At 59.9% G+C, this 16,069-nt stretch carries 14 protein-coding genes; 6 read left to right on the top strand and 8 right to left on the bottom strand.

Features of this window, described 5'->3' with window-relative positions:
• Entirely contained in the window at positions 1-2,010 is a 2,010-nt protein-coding gene (rep, locus tag HGP31_RS00005) for a DNA helicase Rep (protein ID WP_020799400.1), read from the top strand.
• Positions 2,011-2,067: 57 nt separating this feature from the next.
• Positions 2,068-2,640: a xanthine phosphoribosyltransferase gene (locus HGP31_RS00010; protein ID WP_020799401.1), complete on the top strand. Its 573-nt coding sequence runs from the start codon at positions 2,068-2,070 to the stop codon at positions 2,638-2,640.
• A gap of 125 nt (positions 2,641-2,765) precedes the next feature.
• On the opposite strand, the gene HGP31_RS00015 is transcribed toward HGP31_RS00010, so the two are convergent.
• The 5 genes from HGP31_RS00015 to dadA all read right to left on the bottom strand — a co-directional run bounded on the left by HGP31_RS00015 (position 2,766) and on the right by dadA (position 8,641).
• A complete protein-coding gene (locus HGP31_RS00015; protein ID WP_168756987.1) occupies positions 2,766-4,691 on the bottom strand; it encodes an acetyl-CoA hydrolase/transferase family protein in 1,926 nt (641 codons plus the stop codon).
• A gap of 177 nt (positions 4,692-4,868) precedes the next feature.
• A complete protein-coding gene (locus tag HGP31_RS00020) occupies positions 4,869-5,285 on the bottom strand; it encodes a c-type cytochrome (RefSeq protein WP_020797888.1) in 417 nt (138 codons plus the stop codon).
• A gap of 182 nt (positions 5,286-5,467) precedes the next feature.
• Positions 5,468-6,016 carry a cupin domain-containing protein gene (locus HGP31_RS00025; protein WP_020797889.1) on the bottom strand — a complete coding sequence of 183 codons (549 nt, stop codon included), beginning with the start codon at positions 6,014-6,016 and terminating at the stop codon, positions 5,468-5,470.
• A gap of 127 nt (positions 6,017-6,143) precedes the next feature.
• On the bottom strand, positions 6,144-7,217 hold the full coding sequence (gene alr / locus HGP31_RS00030; protein WP_151143739.1) for an alanine racemase: 1,074 nt from the start codon (positions 7,215-7,217) through the stop codon (positions 6,144-6,146).
• 119 nt (positions 7,218-7,336) lie between these two features.
• Positions 7,337-8,641: a D-amino acid dehydrogenase gene (gene dadA, locus HGP31_RS00035; RefSeq protein ID WP_033044263.1), complete on the bottom strand. Its 1,305-nt coding sequence runs from the start codon at positions 8,639-8,641 to the stop codon at positions 7,337-7,339.
• 157 nt (positions 8,642-8,798) lie between these two features.
• Between dadA and HGP31_RS00040 the strand changes: the two genes are divergently transcribed.
• Positions 8,799-9,287 (top strand): Lrp/AsnC ligand binding domain-containing protein, encoded by a 489-nt coding sequence (locus HGP31_RS00040; protein ID WP_003177284.1) that lies wholly within the window; start codon positions 8,799-8,801, stop codon positions 9,285-9,287.
• A gap of 38 nt (positions 9,288-9,325) precedes the next feature.
• Here HGP31_RS00040 and HGP31_RS00045 read toward each other — a convergent pair whose 3' ends face one another.
• Entirely contained in the window at positions 9,326-9,679 is a 354-nt protein-coding gene (locus tag HGP31_RS00045) for a YkgJ family cysteine cluster protein (RefSeq protein WP_110748172.1), read from the bottom strand.
• 146 nt (positions 9,680-9,825) lie between these two features.
• Between HGP31_RS00045 and HGP31_RS00050 the strand changes: the two genes are divergently transcribed.
• A complete protein-coding gene (locus tag HGP31_RS00050) occupies positions 9,826-11,139 on the top strand; it encodes an NAD(P)/FAD-dependent oxidoreductase (protein ID WP_168756988.1) in 1,314 nt (437 codons plus the stop codon).
• A gap of 140 nt (positions 11,140-11,279) precedes the next feature.
• On the opposite strand, the gene HGP31_RS00055 is transcribed toward HGP31_RS00050, so the two are convergent.
• Positions 11,280-11,519: a DUF1127 domain-containing protein gene (locus HGP31_RS00055; protein WP_168756989.1), complete on the bottom strand. Its 240-nt coding sequence runs from the start codon at positions 11,517-11,519 to the stop codon at positions 11,280-11,282.
• Between the two features lie 179 nt (positions 11,520-11,698).
• Here HGP31_RS00055 and HGP31_RS00060 point away from each other — a divergent pair, with 179 nt between their 5' ends.
• Both HGP31_RS00060 and HGP31_RS00065 read left to right on the top strand, forming a co-directional pair.
• Positions 11,699-13,132, top strand: a complete 1,434-nt coding sequence (locus HGP31_RS00060; protein ID WP_168756990.1) for an aminotransferase-like domain-containing protein — start codon at positions 11,699-11,701, stop codon at positions 13,130-13,132.
• 60 nt (positions 13,133-13,192) lie between these two features.
• Positions 13,193-14,761 carry a phospholipase D family protein gene (locus HGP31_RS00065; protein ID WP_042955424.1) on the top strand — a complete coding sequence of 523 codons (1,569 nt, stop codon included), beginning with the start codon at positions 13,193-13,195 and terminating at the stop codon, positions 14,759-14,761.
• Between the two features lie 78 nt (positions 14,762-14,839).
• Here the strand turns inward: HGP31_RS00065 and HGP31_RS00070 are convergent, their stop codons facing one another.
• Entirely contained in the window at positions 14,840-15,982 is a 1,143-nt protein-coding gene (locus HGP31_RS00070; RefSeq protein ID WP_168756991.1) for an MFS transporter, read from the bottom strand.
• Positions 15,983-16,069: the final 87 nt, after the last annotated feature.

A 16,069-nucleotide genomic window follows, 5' to 3' on the forward strand; every position in this document is an offset into this window, starting at 1 on the left:
ATGTCCCGACTCAATCCCCGGCAGCAAGAAGCCGTGAGCTATGTCGGCGGCCCTCTTTTGGTGCTCGCCGGTGCAGGCTCCGGCAAGACCAGCGTAATCACCCGAAAGATTGCCCACTTGGTCCAGAACTGCGGCATCCGCGCCCAGTACATCGTCGCCATGACATTCACCAACAAAGCCGCGCGCGAGATGAAGGAGCGGGTCGGCACCCTGCTGCGCGCCGGTGAAGGCCGCGGCCTGACGGTCTGCACGTTCCACAACCTGGGCCTGAACATCATCCGCAAGGAACACGCGCGGTTGGGCTACAAGCCCGGTTTCTCGATTTTCGACGAGACCGATGTCAAGTCCCTGATGACCGACATCATGCAAAAGGAATACTCGGGCGACGACGGCGTCGACGAGATCAAGAACATGATCGGCGCCTGGAAAAACGACCTGATCCTGCCGGCCCAGGCCCTGGAGAACGCGCGCAATCCCAAGGAACAGACCGCCGCCATTGTCTACACCCACTACCAGCGTACGCTCAAGGCGTTTAACGCGGTGGACTTCGACGACCTGATCCTGCTGCCGGTAAAGCTGTTCGAAGAGCACGCCGACATCCTGGAAAAGTGGCAGAACAAGGTGCGTTACCTGTTGGTGGACGAATACCAGGACACCAACGCCAGCCAGTACCTGCTGGTGAAAATGCTGATCGGCAAGCGCAATCAGTTCACCGTGGTAGGTGACGACGACCAGTCGATCTACGCCTGGCGCGGCGCCCGCCCGGAAAACCTGATGCTGCTCAAGGAAGACTACCCTTCCCTGAAAGTGGTGATGCTGGAGCAGAACTACCGCTCCACCAGCCGCATCCTGCGCTGCGCCAACGTACTGATTTCGAATAACCCCCACGAATTCGAAAAGCAGCTGTGGAGTGAAATGGGTCACGGTGACGAGATCCGCGTGATCCGCTGCCGCAACGAAGACGCCGAAGCCGAGCGCGTGGCCGTGGAAATCCTCAGCCTGCACTTGCGCACCGACCGGCCTTACAGCGATTTCGCGATCCTGTACCGGGGTAACTATCAGGCCAAGTTGATCGAACTGAAGTTGCAGCATCACCAGGTTCCCTATCGCTTGTCCGGCGGCAACAGCTTCTTCGGGCGCCAGGAAGTGAAAGACCTGATGGCCTACTTCCGCCTGATCGTGAACCCGGACGACGACAATGCCTTCCTGCGCGTGATCAACGTGCCGCGCCGCGAGATCGGCTCGACTACGTTGGAGAAACTGGGCAACTACGCCACCGAGCGAAAAATCTCGATGTATGCCGCCACCGACGAAATCGGCCTGGGCGAGCATCTGGACAGCCGCTTCACCGATCGTCTGTCGCGCTTCAAGCGCTTCATGGACAAGGTCCGCGAGCAATGCGCCGGCGAAGACCCGATCTCGGCCCTGCGCAGCATGGTCATGGACATCGACTACGAGAACTGGCTGCGCACCAACAGCTCCAGCGACAAGGCCGCCGACTACCGCATGGGCAACGTGTGGTTCCTCATCGAAGCGTTGAAAAACACGCTCGAGAAGGACGAAGAAGGCGAAATGACCGTCGAAGACGCGATTGGCAAGCTGGTGCTGCGCGATATGCTCGAGCGCCAGCAGGAGGAGGAAGACGGTGCCGAAGGCGTGCAGATGATGACCTTGCACGCCTCCAAGGGCCTGGAATTCCCCTACGTGTTCATCATGGGCATGGAAGAGGAAATCCTTCCGCACCGTTCCAGTATCGAAGCCGACACCATCGAGGAGGAGCGGCGCCTGGCCTACGTGGGCATTACCCGCGCGCGCCAGACCTTGGCCTTCACCTTTGCCGCCAAGCGCAAGCAATACGGCGAGATCATCGACTGCGCACCAAGCCGCTTCCTTGATGAACTGCCGCCGGACGACCTGGCCTGGGAAGGCAACGACGACACACCGACCGAAGTCAAAGCCGTGCGTGGCAATAGCGCATTGGCGGATATACGCGCGATGTTAAAGCGCTAGAATTGACCACATTTATTTAGACCTTCGGCGCAAAAGGCGCCAAACGAGGACAGCTTCATGGAAGCACTGCACAAGAAAATTCGCGAAGAAGGCATCGTGCTTTCCGATCAGGTCCTGAAAGTCGACGCCTTTCTGAACCACCAGATCGACCCGGCCCTGATGAAGCTGATCGGCGATGAGTTCGCCACGCTGTTCAAGGATTCGGGCATCACCAAGATCGTCACCATCGAAGCCTCGGGCATTGCGCCGGCAATCATGACCGGCCTGAACCTCGGTGTGCCGGTAATTTTTGCGCGCAAGCATCAGTCCCTGACCCTGACTGAAAACCTGCTGTCGGCGACCGTCTACTCGTTCACCAAGCAGACCGAAAGCACCGTGGCGATTTCTCCGCGCCACCTGACCAGCAGCGACCGCGTGCTGATCATCGATGACTTCCTGGCCAACGGTAAGGCGTCCCAGGCGCTGATCTCGATCATCAAGCAAGCCGGTGCCACCGTGGCCGGCTTGGGGATCGTGATCGAGAAATCGTTCCAGGGCGGTCGTGCGGAGCTGGATGCCCAAGGTTATCGCGTTGAGTCGCTGGCGCGCGTGCAGTCGCTGGCTGGCGGCGTCGTGACCTTCATCGAGTAAAGCCGCCCACCGCATTGATCGTTCCCACGCTCTGCGTGGGAATGCAGCCCGGGACGCTCTGCGTCCCATCCAGAGTCGAACGCAGAGCGTCCGAAGAGGCATTCCTTTGCTGCGCGTGGGAACGATCAGATCGGTGTAGTGGCCTTGAGGCCCGTGAGCAGCAACCGCTGATACAAATCCTCCTTCATCCCCTCCGGATTGGCCAGCTGCATGCGTTCCAGATGTTCCGGGAATGCTGCCGCCTGCGGTGCATCGAGCGCAGCCTTGCCCAACGCCAGCACTTCGCTGAGTTTGAATTTGCTCTTGAGCCAGTTCAGCGCCCGCAACAGGTCACGCTCCACGTCGGTGAAATCGCAACCCAGCGGATACTCCGGAAACAACCGCGAATGACGCGCTTCAATCGCCTGCAAACGCTGTGGTGTGTTGTCGGTGAAACGCGGATCCAGATGGAAATCCTTCGGTAACTTGCCGACCTTCCGTGCCTGCTCGATCAAGCCCGGCTGAAAACGCGAGTCGCTGATGTTCAACAGGGCTTCGATCACCGCCGCATCCGTCTTGCCGCGCAGATCGGCAATGCCGTACTCGGTGACCACGATGTCCCGCAGGTGCCTGGGGATGGTGCAATGACCGTACTCCCAGACAATATTGGAACTGACGTCACCCGCCGACTCACGCCAACTACGCAGCAGCAACACCGAACGCGCACCTTCCAGCGCATGGCCCTGGACAACGAAGTTATATTGTCCACCCACCCCGCTGACCACGCGCCCATCTTCAAGCTGATCCGCCACACCGGCGCCTAGCAGGGTTACGGTAAACGCGGTGTTGATAAATCGTGCATCGAGCCGCTGCAGGCGTTTGAGCTCTTCCTGCCCGTACAGTTCGTTGATGTAGCTGATGCGGGTCATGTTGAATTCGAGACGCTTGCTCTGCGGCAATTCGCGCAGCCGCTGATAGAAACTGCGTGGGCCGAGGAAGAAGCCGCCGTGCACCGAAATACCGTCGGTTTGCGCCGCTTCGTCGAGGGTGCCGGCATTGGCCTGCCGTTGGGTCGGCACGTCCGGGTAAACCTTGCGCCGCACGATCCCGGCGTCAGCCAGCACCAGAAGGCCGTTGACGAACATTTCGCTGCAACCGTACAAGCCTTTGGCGAATGGTTCGATGCCACCTTCGCGCTCAATCAGTTGCGCCCACGGGTCGAGATTCAGGTCGCTCAGTAAAGCCTTATAGGCGTCGTTGTCAGCCTGACGCGCCAGCAACGCAGCGGTCAGCGCATCGCCCATGGAACCGATGCCGATCTGCAGGGTACCGCCATCACGCACCAGTGAGCTGGCGTGCAGGCCAATGAAATGATCCTGGAAACCCACCGGCATGTTCGGCGTGGAAAACAGCGTGGTGCTGTCTTTCTCGTCGATCAACAGGTCGAAGGTGTCGATGCCGACTTCAGCGTCACCGGGCATGTAGGGCAAATCGTCGTGCACCTGCCCGACCATCAGGATCGTCTCCCCTTCTGCACGGCGCCTGGCAATCATCGGCAGCAGGTCGAGGGTGATGTCCGGGTTGCAACTCAAGCTCAAGCGATCGGGATGTTCGGGATGACTGGCCACCAATTGAGCAATCAAGTTCAAACCGGCAGCGTTAATGTCCCGGGCGGCATGGCTGTAGTTGCTGCTGACGTAATCCTGTTGCGCCGTGGCACTGTTGAGCAGACTGCCGGGCTGCATGAAGAATTGCTGGATGTGAATGTTGCCCGGTAGATCATCGCGACGCAGGTCGGCGAGGAACTCCAGCTCCGGATAATCGCCGAAAACCCGTTCGATAAAGGGTTCAAGGAAGCGCTTTTGCAAGCCATCGCCCAAGGGCGGAAGTCCCAGGCACAACGCGGTGTAAATCGTCAGCCGTCGCTCAGGCAACTGAGCAATTCGTTGATACAGCGCGTTGACGAAGTGATTGGGCTTACCCAATCCTAAGGGCAAGCCCATGTGAATATGCGCCGGCAACCTCGCCAACACTTCATCGACCGCTTGCTCGATAGAACACAGCTGTACCATCCGATCCTCCCGTACATTCCATGAGTGAGGTTGGACCGAGCTTGCCGGGTCTTTGCTGCATTGACCAGCCCATTAAAAACAATCGACCCACACAGGAAACCCTGTAGGAGCGATTAACGAAATCGCAGGCACAAAAAAAGCCGCTCGAAAGCGGCTTTTCAGCAGGAAGACTCAGGCTTATTTCAGGCCGGACATCTTCTGGATGGCGCCTTTTAGCTCGGCGTCGGAGCAGTCGGCGCAGGTGCCTTTAGGTGGCATCGCGTTGATACCGGTAATGGCTTTGGCCAGGATGCCGTCGAGGCCGCCCTGGTGATCGGCACGCTCTTTCCAGGCGGCGGCATCACCGATTTTCGGTGCGCCCAACAAGCCTGAACCGTGGCAAGCGTTGCAATGTTTTGCAATCACCTCATCCGGGGTTTTTGCACCACCGCCGCCGCCAGCAGCAGCGGCGACTTCCATGCCCTTGCACTCTTTGCCCTGGACACAGACCTGGCCGACTGGCTCAAGGCGCTTGGCGATTTCGTCATTGGTCGCAGCTTGAGCGCTGGCAGCCCAGAGGGCCAATACGGTTGCTGGTACGGCCAGCATTTTCATAATTAGATTCACGCGTTCACCCTCAATGGTGGCTAGTCACGCCTACGGCCACGGTTCGCAGGCGGGCGCAAGTATAGCGGTAAGCCCGCGACACTGAAACAACCCCAAAGTCGAAGGGGTCTTGTTGCGCAACGGTCAAACGGCTCAAGTGCCTCTGCCGTGCTGGCAGGACGCCTCTTTCCTTAAAAGTTCGCGGGTGTTGCTGCGCTGATTAGTCGCGCCGGCGCATCGAATGGATTACGGAAACGATGCGGCTTGGTACTTTCAAAGTAGTAGCTATCGCCAGCTTCGAGCACAAAAGTTTCAAGCCCGACCACCAGTTCCAGTCGCCCTTCCAGCAAAATCCCGGTTTCCTCGCCCTCATGGGTGAGCATCTCCTCACCGGTATCGGCGCCTGGAGGGTAGATTTCATTGAGGAATGCGATAGCGCGGCTCGGGTGAGCCCGGCCGACCAGTTTCATGGTCACTGCACCATCGGAAATATCGATCAGCTCGTTGGCTTTGTAGACGATCTGAGTCGGTATTTCCTGCAGGATTTCTTCGGAAAAGAACTCGACCATGGACATGGGAATCCCGCCCAACACCTTCCTCAGCGAACTGATCGAGGGGCTGACGCTGTTCTTCTCGATCATCGAAATCGTGCTGTTGGTGACGCCCGCGCGTTTGGCGAGCTCACGCTGGGAAAGACCTTTGAGCTTGCGGATTGATTGCAGTCGTTCACCGACGTCCAAGCTTGCGCCTCCAAGGATTCAGGTTGTTGGAATATTGAGCGTTATCATGGCGACAGCGTTCAGTATTTACAACACCTTGACCTGAATCCTGTTCGGCGAGGCGACTTCCGGTCTGGGCGGCTTTGCCCTAGCTCCCGGAATAGAGCATTGGCACCCGGCGCAGGTTGCAGAAGATCTGGTACGGAATCGTGCCGGCGGCGATGGCCACGTCGCTGGCGAGGATGTTTTTGCCCCATAACTCGACGGTCGAGCCCAGGCCTGCTTGTGGAATGTCAGTCAGATCGACGCACAGCATGTCCATCGACACCCGGCCGATCAACTGGCTGCGTTGCCCGGCGACCAATACTGGCGTCCCGGTCGGCGCCAGCCGCGGATAGCCATCGGCATAACCCATGGCCACCACGCCAACGCGCATCGGCTTCTGGGTAATGAATTTGGCGCCGTAGCCGATCGGCTCTCCAGCAGGCAATTCACGGACGCTGATCACCTTCGATTCAAGGGTCATCACCGGTTGCAGGCGCGAGGCCACGGCGTTGGCTTCCTCGAACGGCGTGGCGCCGTACAGCATGATCCCCGGGCGAACCCAGTCGCTGGGAATCTGCGGCCAACCCAGCACCGCCGGGGAGTTTCGCAGGCTGACTTCGGCCGACAAGCCCTGACGCGCCGCTTCGAAGACCGCGACCTGCTCGGCACTGGCCTGGCAGTTCAATTCGTCAGCACGGGCGAAATGGCTCATCAGCACAATCTTCGCAACTTTGCCGCTGGCCAGCAGCCGTTGATAGGCTGCCTGATAGTCCTTCGGATGAAGGCCGACCCGATGCATGCCCGAGTCGAGCTTGAGCCAGACCGTGATCGGCTTGCTCAATGCAGCTTTCTCGATCGCTTCGAGTTGCCACAGCGAATGCACCACGCACCAGAAATCATGCTCGACGATCAGCGGCAGCTCATTGGCTTCGAAAAAACCTTCCAGCAGCAGGACGGGCGCACGAATGCCCGCCGCTCGCAACTCCAGGGCCTCTTCGATGCAGGCCACGGCAAACCCGTCCGCCTCGGCTTCCAGCGCCTGGGCGCAACGCACCGCGCCATGGCCGTAGGCATCGGCCTTGATCACCGCAAGAGCACGGGCACCCGTGACTTCACGGGCGATCTGGTAATTGTGACGCAGGGCTTGGAGGTCGATCAGGGCACGGGCAGGACGCATGGCGGCAGACTTCTGGTCGGTCGGTTAATAAAAAACCGGCGCTGCGGGCGGCGATAACCGCCAGTAGCACCGGGAGAGGGATCTCGCATTATCGCTTTCGCAGCGCGCCTAGCGTGGACTCACTGGTGAGCCGGCGCTGGATTGACATGTTTTGCAGGCTCCTGACGATTGCTGCCATACCGGGAGATGTCCAGCCCCTCGGCGCTGATCTGCGGCTTTTTCTTGGCCATCAGGTCGGCCAGCAAGCGGCCAGAGCCACACGCCATGGTCCAACCGAGGGTGCCGTGACCGGTGTTCAGGAACAGGTTCTTGAACGGGGTAGCGCCGACAATCGGCGTGCCGTCCGGCGTGGTCGGACGCAGGCCGGTCCAGAAGCTGGCCTCGGCCAGATTGCCGCCCTGAGGATAAAGGTCGTTGACGATCATCTCCAGGGTTTCGCGCCGACGCGGGTTCAGCGACAGGTCAAAACCGGCGATTTCCGCCATGCCGCCAACGCGGATACGGTTGTCGAAACGGGTGATCGCGACTTTGTAGGTCTCGTCGAGAATGGTCGAAGTCGGGGCCATCGCCGGGTTGGTGATCGGCACGGTCAGGGAGTAACCCTTGAGCGGATACACCGGCGCCTTGATGCCCAGCGGCTTGAGCAATTGCGGCGAGTAGCTGCCGAGCGCCAGCACGTAGCGGTCAGCGGTTTCCAGTTTGCCATCGATCCACACACCGTTGATGCGGTCACCGGCGAAGTCGAGGCTCTGGATGTCCTGGCCAAAGCGGAATTGCACGCCAAGGTTAGTGGCCATCTCTGCCAACTTGGTAGTGAACATCTGGCAGTCGCCAGTCTGGTCGTTCGGCAGGCGCAGGGCACCGGCGAGGATGTCGGTCACATTGGCCAGGGCCGGCTCGACGCGGGCAATGCCTTCGCGGTCAAGCAGTTCGAACGGCACGCCGGACTCTTTCAGCACGGCGATGTCTTTTGCAGCGCCATCGAGCTGAGCCTGGGTGCGGAACAATTGAGTAGTACCCAGGCTGCGGCCTTCGTAGGCAATACCGGTTTCGGCGCGCAGTTCGTCAAGGCAGTCACGGCTGTACTCGGACAGGCGGACCATGCGCTCCTTGTTCACCGCGTAGCGGCTGGCGGTGCAGTTGCGCAGCATCTGTGCCATCCACAGGTACTGATCGATGTCGGCAGTGGCCTTGATCGCCAGGGGCGCATGGCGCTGCAACAGCCATTTGATAGCCTTGAGCGGCACACCCGGCGCGGCCCACGGCGAGGCATAGCCCGGCGAGACCTGCCCGGCGTTGGCGAAACTGGTCTCCATGGCAGCAGCCGGCTGCCGGTCCACTACCACCACTTCAAACCCGGCGCGTGCCAGATAATAAGCACTGGTGGTACCGATGACGCCGCTACCCAAGACCATAACGCGCATTTTCATTTCCCTCATCGCGGCTAACCGCTGACGTTTGTTGTTCAAAGCTTCGGATGTGCGCAGTGTAAAAAAGATTTGCCAGTGCTTTTCACTATATAAGCGCCTATATTTGGCGACAATTCTCGGCAAAAACCCTTTTCACGGAGGCGCATCCCCTATGCGTACCAACACTCAAACCAAACGTGAGCTGGACAAGATCGACCGCAATATCCTGCGGATCCTGCAAGCGGATGGGCGCATATCTTTTACGGAACTTGGGGAAAAGGTCGGGCTCTCGACCACGCCCTGTACCGAGCGGGTGCGGCGCCTGGAGCGCGAAGGGATCATCATGGGCTACAACGCCCGGCTCAATCCGCAGCACCTCAAGGGAAGCCTGCTGGTATTCGTCGAGATCAGCCTCGACTACAAGTCCGGTGATACCTTCGAAGAATTCCGACGCGCCGTGCTGAAACTGCCCCACGTCCTGGAGTGCCACTTGGTATCAGGCGATTTCGACTACCTGGTAAAGGCGCGGATATCGGAGATGGCCTCGTACCGCAAACTGCTGGGCGACATCCTGCTCAAGCTGCCGCATGTGCGCGAATCCAAGAGCTATATCGTGATGGAAGAGGTGAAAGAGAGCTTGAGCCTGCCGATTCCGGATTGACTCGACATGGATCGTTCCCAGGCGGAGCGTGGGAACGATCAAACAAGAACCTGCCGGGTGCTGGCCATGTATTCATGGATCTGCTTCTCGACCCGAGGGTGAATCAGCTCTACCGGCCGCCGCCCATTCGGGCATGGCAGTGTTTTAGTAGTGCCAAACAACCGACAGATCAGCGGCCGTTCGTCATACACCGTGCAGCCGTTCGGCCCCAGATGGACGCAGTTGAGTTCATCCATCGCCGCATCCTGCTCGGCGCGGCTCTTGCGTGGCAGGCGGGACATTTCCTCCGGCGAGGTTGTTACCGGACCACAGCAGTCATGGCAGCCGGGGACGCACTCGAACGAGGGAATCTGCTGGCGCAACGTGCGAATTTTCTGACTGTTGCAGCTCATCCAAACTATTACCGATCTCGAAACAGAGGCAGATTCTGACTTAAAAATCCCCAACCAGACAGCACCGAGCGACCAGTGTTGCCCGCCTTCGAGGTCCGGCTTATGCTCCGTCGAATTTTCTAGACACACCCATCAGGATCACGCACATGAATGGCCGTGCCCATCAGCCTGTCCCGAATCACCGGCACACCGCCTCCTATTACGCCGCCAGCAGCCTGCCTCAGCCTGACTATCCGGTGCTGTCCGACGAACAGATGGCTGACGTCTGCGTGGTCGGGGGCGGTTTCTCCGGGTTGAACACAGCGCTGGAACTGGCGGAACGCGGCCTGAGCGTGGTGCTGCTGGAAGCCCATAAAATCGGCTGGGGCGCCAGCGGCCGCAATGGCGGGCAACTGATTCGCGGGGTTGGCCATGGCCTTGATCAGTTTGCCAACGTGATAGGCGCCGACGGTGTACGTCAGATGAAGCTCATGGGCCTGGAAGCAGTTGAAATCGTCCGACAGCGGGTCGAACGTTTTCTGATCCCCTGCGACCTGACGTGGGGTTACTGCGACCTGGCCAACAAGCCCCGTGATCTCGAAGGTTTCGCCGAAGACGCCGAAGAATTGCGCAGCCTCGGCTACCGCTACGAAACCCGTCTGCTGCAACCCCATGAAATGCACACCGTAGTGGGCTCCGACCGCTACGTCGGCGGTTTGATCGACATGGGTTCCGGGCATCTGCACCCACTGAACCTGGCGCTGGGCGAAGCCGCCGCCGCCCGGCAACTGGGCGTGAAACTGTTCGAACAGTCGGCCGTCACGCGCATCGACTACGGCCCCGAGGTCAAGGTGCACACAGCCACAGGCTCGGTCCGGGCAAAGACGCTGGTACTGGGCTGCAACGCCTACCTCAATGAGCTCAATCCCGAACTCAGCGGCAAGGTGTTGCCCGCCGGCAGCTATATCATCGCGACCGAACCCTTGAGCGAAGAACTGGCCCACGCACTGTTGCCGCAGAACATGGCGGTCTGCGATCAGCGGGTGGCGCTGGATTACTATCGACTCTCGGCGGATCGCCGCCTGCTGTTCGGCGGTGCCTGCCATTACTCGGGGCGGGACCCGAAAGATATCGCCGCCTATATGCGGCCAAAAATGCTGGACGTCTTCCCGCAATTGGCCGACGTGAGGATCGATTATCAGTGGGGCGGGATGATCGGAATCGGCGCCAACCGTCTACCGCAGATCGGACGACTTAAAGATCAGCCAAATGTGTATTACGCCCAGGCATATTCCGGTCACGGGGTGAACGCCACGCACCTGGCGGGCAAGTTGCTGGCCGAGGCCATTAGCGGGCAGCACAGCGGTGGCTTCGATCTGTTCGCCCAGGTGCCGCACATTACTTTCCCCGGCGGTAAGCATTTGCGCTCGCCGTTGTTGGCGTTGGGGATGTTGTGGCATCGGCTCAAAGAGTTGGTCTGATCGTTTGGTTTCGGCTCACCGGGCCTCTTCGCGGGCAAGCCCGCTCCCACAGGAGCCGCGTCGTACAAAACATCTGTGACCGACGCGGTCCTTGTGGGAGCGGGCTTGCCCGCGAATGGATCGAATGAACACCGCAATGTTCAAACTCTCCAGAAAGGCTTAAGCCCCTCCTCCCGCGCCTGCTCACGCGTCAGCCCGACATCCTTGAGCTGAGCAGGTGTCAGTTCGAGCAATGCCTTGCGCGTGTGCAGACGACGCCAGAACCGATCCCAGCGCTTCAAAGGCGCGCCGCGCATGTCCGCCTCGCGCGCACCGTGATCCTGCCCTGCCGTCAGCTCCTGACTGTGTAACGTCAGCCGCACATCGCTCAAGCCGTTCATTTTGATTGCTCCTGTTTACTTGGGTAGCCAGAGCTTTCATGATGCGTGGACGGCGAAAAGCATTACAGATTCAACCAAAGTGTATTATCTCCATACAGATTTAACGCTGTAAGTACTGAATCCTGATTTTTTGCTCCATCTGTACTGGTCAATCCCACGACCTCAGACGAGACTGCACCATGACTCTCTACGTCAACCTCGCCGAACTGCTCGGCACGCGAATCGAACAAGGCTTCTATCGCCCCGGTGACCGATTGCCGTCGGTGCGCGCGCTGAGTGTTGAACACGGCGTCAGTCTGAGCACGGTGCAGCAGGCTTATCGCGTGCTGGAAGACAGCGGACTGGCCACGCCAAGGCCTAAATCCGGATATTTCGTGCCGGTCAGCCGCGATCTGCCCGAACTTCCAGCGGTGGGTCGCCCGGCTCAGCGGCCGGTAGACATTTCCCAATGGGACCAGGTGCTGGAGCTGATCCGTGCGGTGCCGCGCAAGGATGTGGTGCAACTGGGTCGCGGCATGCCAGACATCACAACGCCGACCCTCAAGCCGCTGCTGCGCGGCCTGGCGCAGCTCAGCCGCCGACAAGACATGCCCGGCCTGTATTACGACAACATCCACGGCAATCTGGAACTGCGCGAGCAGATCGCCCGGCTGATGCTCGATTCCGGCTGCCAACTGGCCCCCGGCGACCTGGTGGTAACGACTGGCTGCCACGAGGCGCTGTCCACCAGCATTCGTTCGATCTGCGAGCCAGGCGATATTGTGGCTGTGGATTCGCCAAGCTTTCATGGCGCCATGCAAACCCTCAAGGGCCTGGGGATGAAAGCCCTGGAAATCCCCACCGACCCGCTCACCGGGATCAGCCTGGATGCACTGGAACTGGCATTGGAACAGTGGCCGATCAAGGCCATACAGTTGACCCCAAACTGCAACAACCCGCTGGGCTATATCATGCCGGAGTCGCGCAAACGCTCACTCTTGATGCTTGCACAGCGCTTTGACGTGGCGATCATCGAAGACGATGTGTATGGCGAGCTGGCCTACAGCTATCCTCGCCCGCGCACCATCAAATCTTTCGACGAAGACGGTCGTGTCCTGCTGTGCAGTTCGTTTTCCAAAACCCTCGCTCCCGGCCTGCGCATTGGCTGGGTGGCGCCGGGACGCTATCTGGAGCGCGTGCTGCACATGAAATACATCAGCACCGGCTCGACCGCGCCGCAGCCACAGATTGCCATCGCCGAGTTTCTCAAGGCCGGTCATTTCGAACCGCATTTGCGGCGCATGCGCACGCAATACCAGCGCAATCGCGACGCGATGATCGATTGGGTCACGCGGTATTTCCCCGCAGGCACCCGCGCCAGCCGCCCGCAAGGCAGTTTCATGCTGTGGGTCGAGTTGCCGGAAGGCTTCGACACCCTGAAACTCAATCGCGCCTTGCACGATCAGGGCGTACAGATTGCCGTCGGCAGCATCTTTTCTGCCTCGGGCAAGTACCGCAATTGCCTGCGCATGAACTACGCTGCCAAACCAACAGCACAGATTGAAGAAGCTGTGCGCAAGGTCGGCGCCGCTGCCATCCAACTGCTGGCGCAAACCAACGGGCTGACTGACTGACCTTTCTGCGCAAATTAGCGTCCATATACCAACATCTGCCGCCAATCGGAACGGTCCCACGTGAGAATCAGACAGCCCCTGCTAGCTCTGGTGTTACTTGCTTCGTTCCTTGGCGGCTGCGCCAGCCTCGACGTGCAGCGCGAACAAAGCCAGGCGCTGCCGGCGAGCGCTTCGGCATTTGGCCGTTCGGTCCAGGCGCAGGCGGCACCCCATGAAGGGAAATCCGGCTTTCGCCTGCTATCGGACAGCACCGAAGCCTTCACCGCCCGCGCCGAACTGATCCGCAACGCCCAAGGTAGTCTCGATTTGCAGTACTACATCGTGCATGACGGCGTCAGCACGCGGATGCTGGTGGAGGAATTGCTCAAGGCCGCCGACCGCGGGGTGCGTGTGCGCATCCTGCTCGACGACACCACCAGTGACGGCCAGGACGTCACCATCGCCACGCTTGCAGCGCATCCGCAGATCCAGATTCGAGTGTTCAACCCTTTGCACCTGGGGCGCAGCACCGGCGTAACGCGTACCATGGGTCGCTTGTTCAACTTGTCACAACAACATCGGCGCATGCACAACAAGCTGTGGCTGGCGGACAACAGCATGGCCATCGTCGGCGGGCGTAATCTGGGTGACGAGTATTTCGATGCCGAACCCAATCTGAATTTTACCGACATCGACATCCTCGGCGTCGGCCCGGTCGCGGAGCAGCTCGGGCACAGTTTCGACCAATACTGGAATAGCGCCCTGAGCAAACCGGTCGAACAGTTTCTGTCGAGCAAACCGACCGCACAGGACCTGAAAAATACCCGGGCCCGACTGGAAGAATCCCTGGAACAATCACGCAAACAGAACCATGCGCTCTTTCAGCAGTTGAGGAAGTTTGCCACGGACCCGCGCCTGGATACCTGGCGCAAAGAGCTGATCTGGGCCTGGAACCAGGCGTTGTGGGATGCACCGAGCAAAGTGCTTGCGGACGGCGAGCCAGACCCGCACCTGCTGCTGACCACCCAATTAGCACCCGAACTCGATGGCGTCAGTAAAGAACTGGTGATGATTTCCGCTTATTTCGTGCCCGGTCAGCCGGGCCTGGTGTATCTGACCGGCCGCGCCGATGCCGGCGTGTCGGTGAGGTTGCTGACCAATTCATTGGAGGCCACGGACGTACCGGCGGTGCATGGCGGCTACGCCCCGTATCGCAAGGCGTTGCTGGAGCATGGCGTACAACTCTTCGAACTGCGCCGCCAGCCCGGCGATGAAAGCGGCAGCGGACCGCGCCTGTTTTCCCGCAGGTCCTATGGCGAGTCCGACTCCAGCCTGCACAGCAAGGCGATCATCTTCGACCAACAGAAATCCTTCATCGGTTCATTCAACTTCGATCCACGCTCGGTACTGTGGAACACCGAAGTCGGCGTGCTGGTGGACAGCCCGGAACTCGCGGCCCGCGTGCGCGAACTGGCATTGGAAGGCATGGCGCCAGCCCTGAGTTATCAGGCGCGGCTGGAGAATGGCCAAGTGGTATGGGTGACCGAAGACGACGGCAAGATGCACACCCTCACCGAAGAGCCGGCCAGTTGGTGGCGACGCTTCAATGCCTGGCTCAGCACTACAGTGGGACTGGAGCGCATGCTTTAAAAGACCCGAGCGTTCGGCAGTCCTGCCACTGAAATGCGATCGCCTGCAGGCGCTGCCGAAGATTGCGATCTTTTGATCTTATGCTGGCTGTACGGCGCCAAATGCCCCTTGGCGCGACAGCAGAATCACCAGGCTAAACGCTCCCGCCGCCATTAGCAATGGCAACGCGTGCCCGCTGATCCACTGGCTGCCAGCACCGGCGATCAACGGCCCGAGCAGGCAACCGATGCCCCACAACTGCGCGATGTGGGCATTGGCTCGGACCAGCGCATCGTCGCGATAACGCTCGCCAATCAGGATCAGCGACAAGGTAAACAGCCCGCCAGCACTGGCGCCGAACAGCACCCATAGCGGCCAGATCATCAGAGTGTCGATCAGCAGCGGGATCGCCAGGCTCGACACCAACAGGACTACCGCGCACCAGGTGAACAATGCTCGGCGCGACATCCGGTCCGCCAGCGCGCCGATGGGCAATTGCAGCAAAGCATCCCCCACCACCACCGTGCTGACCATCGCCAGGGCGATTTCCGTGGTGAAGCCCTGGCGCAGGCAATACACCGGCAGTAACGTCAAGATCATCGCTTCGAACGCCGCGAACAGCGACACCGCCCAGGCAATCGCCGGCAGGCCACGGCAGAAGGTCAGCAAATCACCGAAGGTCACGCTGCAGGCCTCGCTACTGGGCGCACCACTGCGGCCCAACAACAGCAACGGTGCCGCCACCAGCAATCCGACGCCAACCCAGAAGCCATAATCGTGCTGGGTGCCGAGGACGCCCAGCAATATCGGCCCAGCCAATTGGCTCAACGCATAACTACTGCCGTACAGCGCCACCAGCCTCCCGCGCCACTCCTCGACCACCAGTTGGTTGATCCAGCTTTCACCGAGGATGAAGACCAGGGTCAGAACCACGCCGATCAACAAGCGCAGCACCAGCCAGATCGGATAGCTGGGCAACATTGCCAGCAGGCCGATGGACACAGCCCCACCCCACAAACACAGGCGCATCAGATTGGCCGTGCCGAGACGCGCTGCCAGGTGACTGGAAATCTTCGCGCCTAATAAAACACCAATGGCCGGCATCGCGGCCATTACGCCGATGGCAAACGAGCCGTATCCCCAGCTTTCCAGGCGAAACGACACCAGCGGCATGCTGACACCCAGGGCCAGGCCGACACTTAAGACAGACGCCAATACGGCGAAATACGTCGCCCAACGCATGTTCCACGCTCCTGTGGATTGTTATTTTTACAGGCGGCACAAAGCAATGTGGGAGCGGGCCTTTGTGGCGAGGGGATTTATCCCCGT

Source organism: Pseudomonas umsongensis (genome assembly GCF_012647205.1).
Lineage (GTDB): Bacteria > Pseudomonadota > Gammaproteobacteria > Pseudomonadales > Pseudomonadaceae > Aquipseudomonas > Aquipseudomonas umsongensis.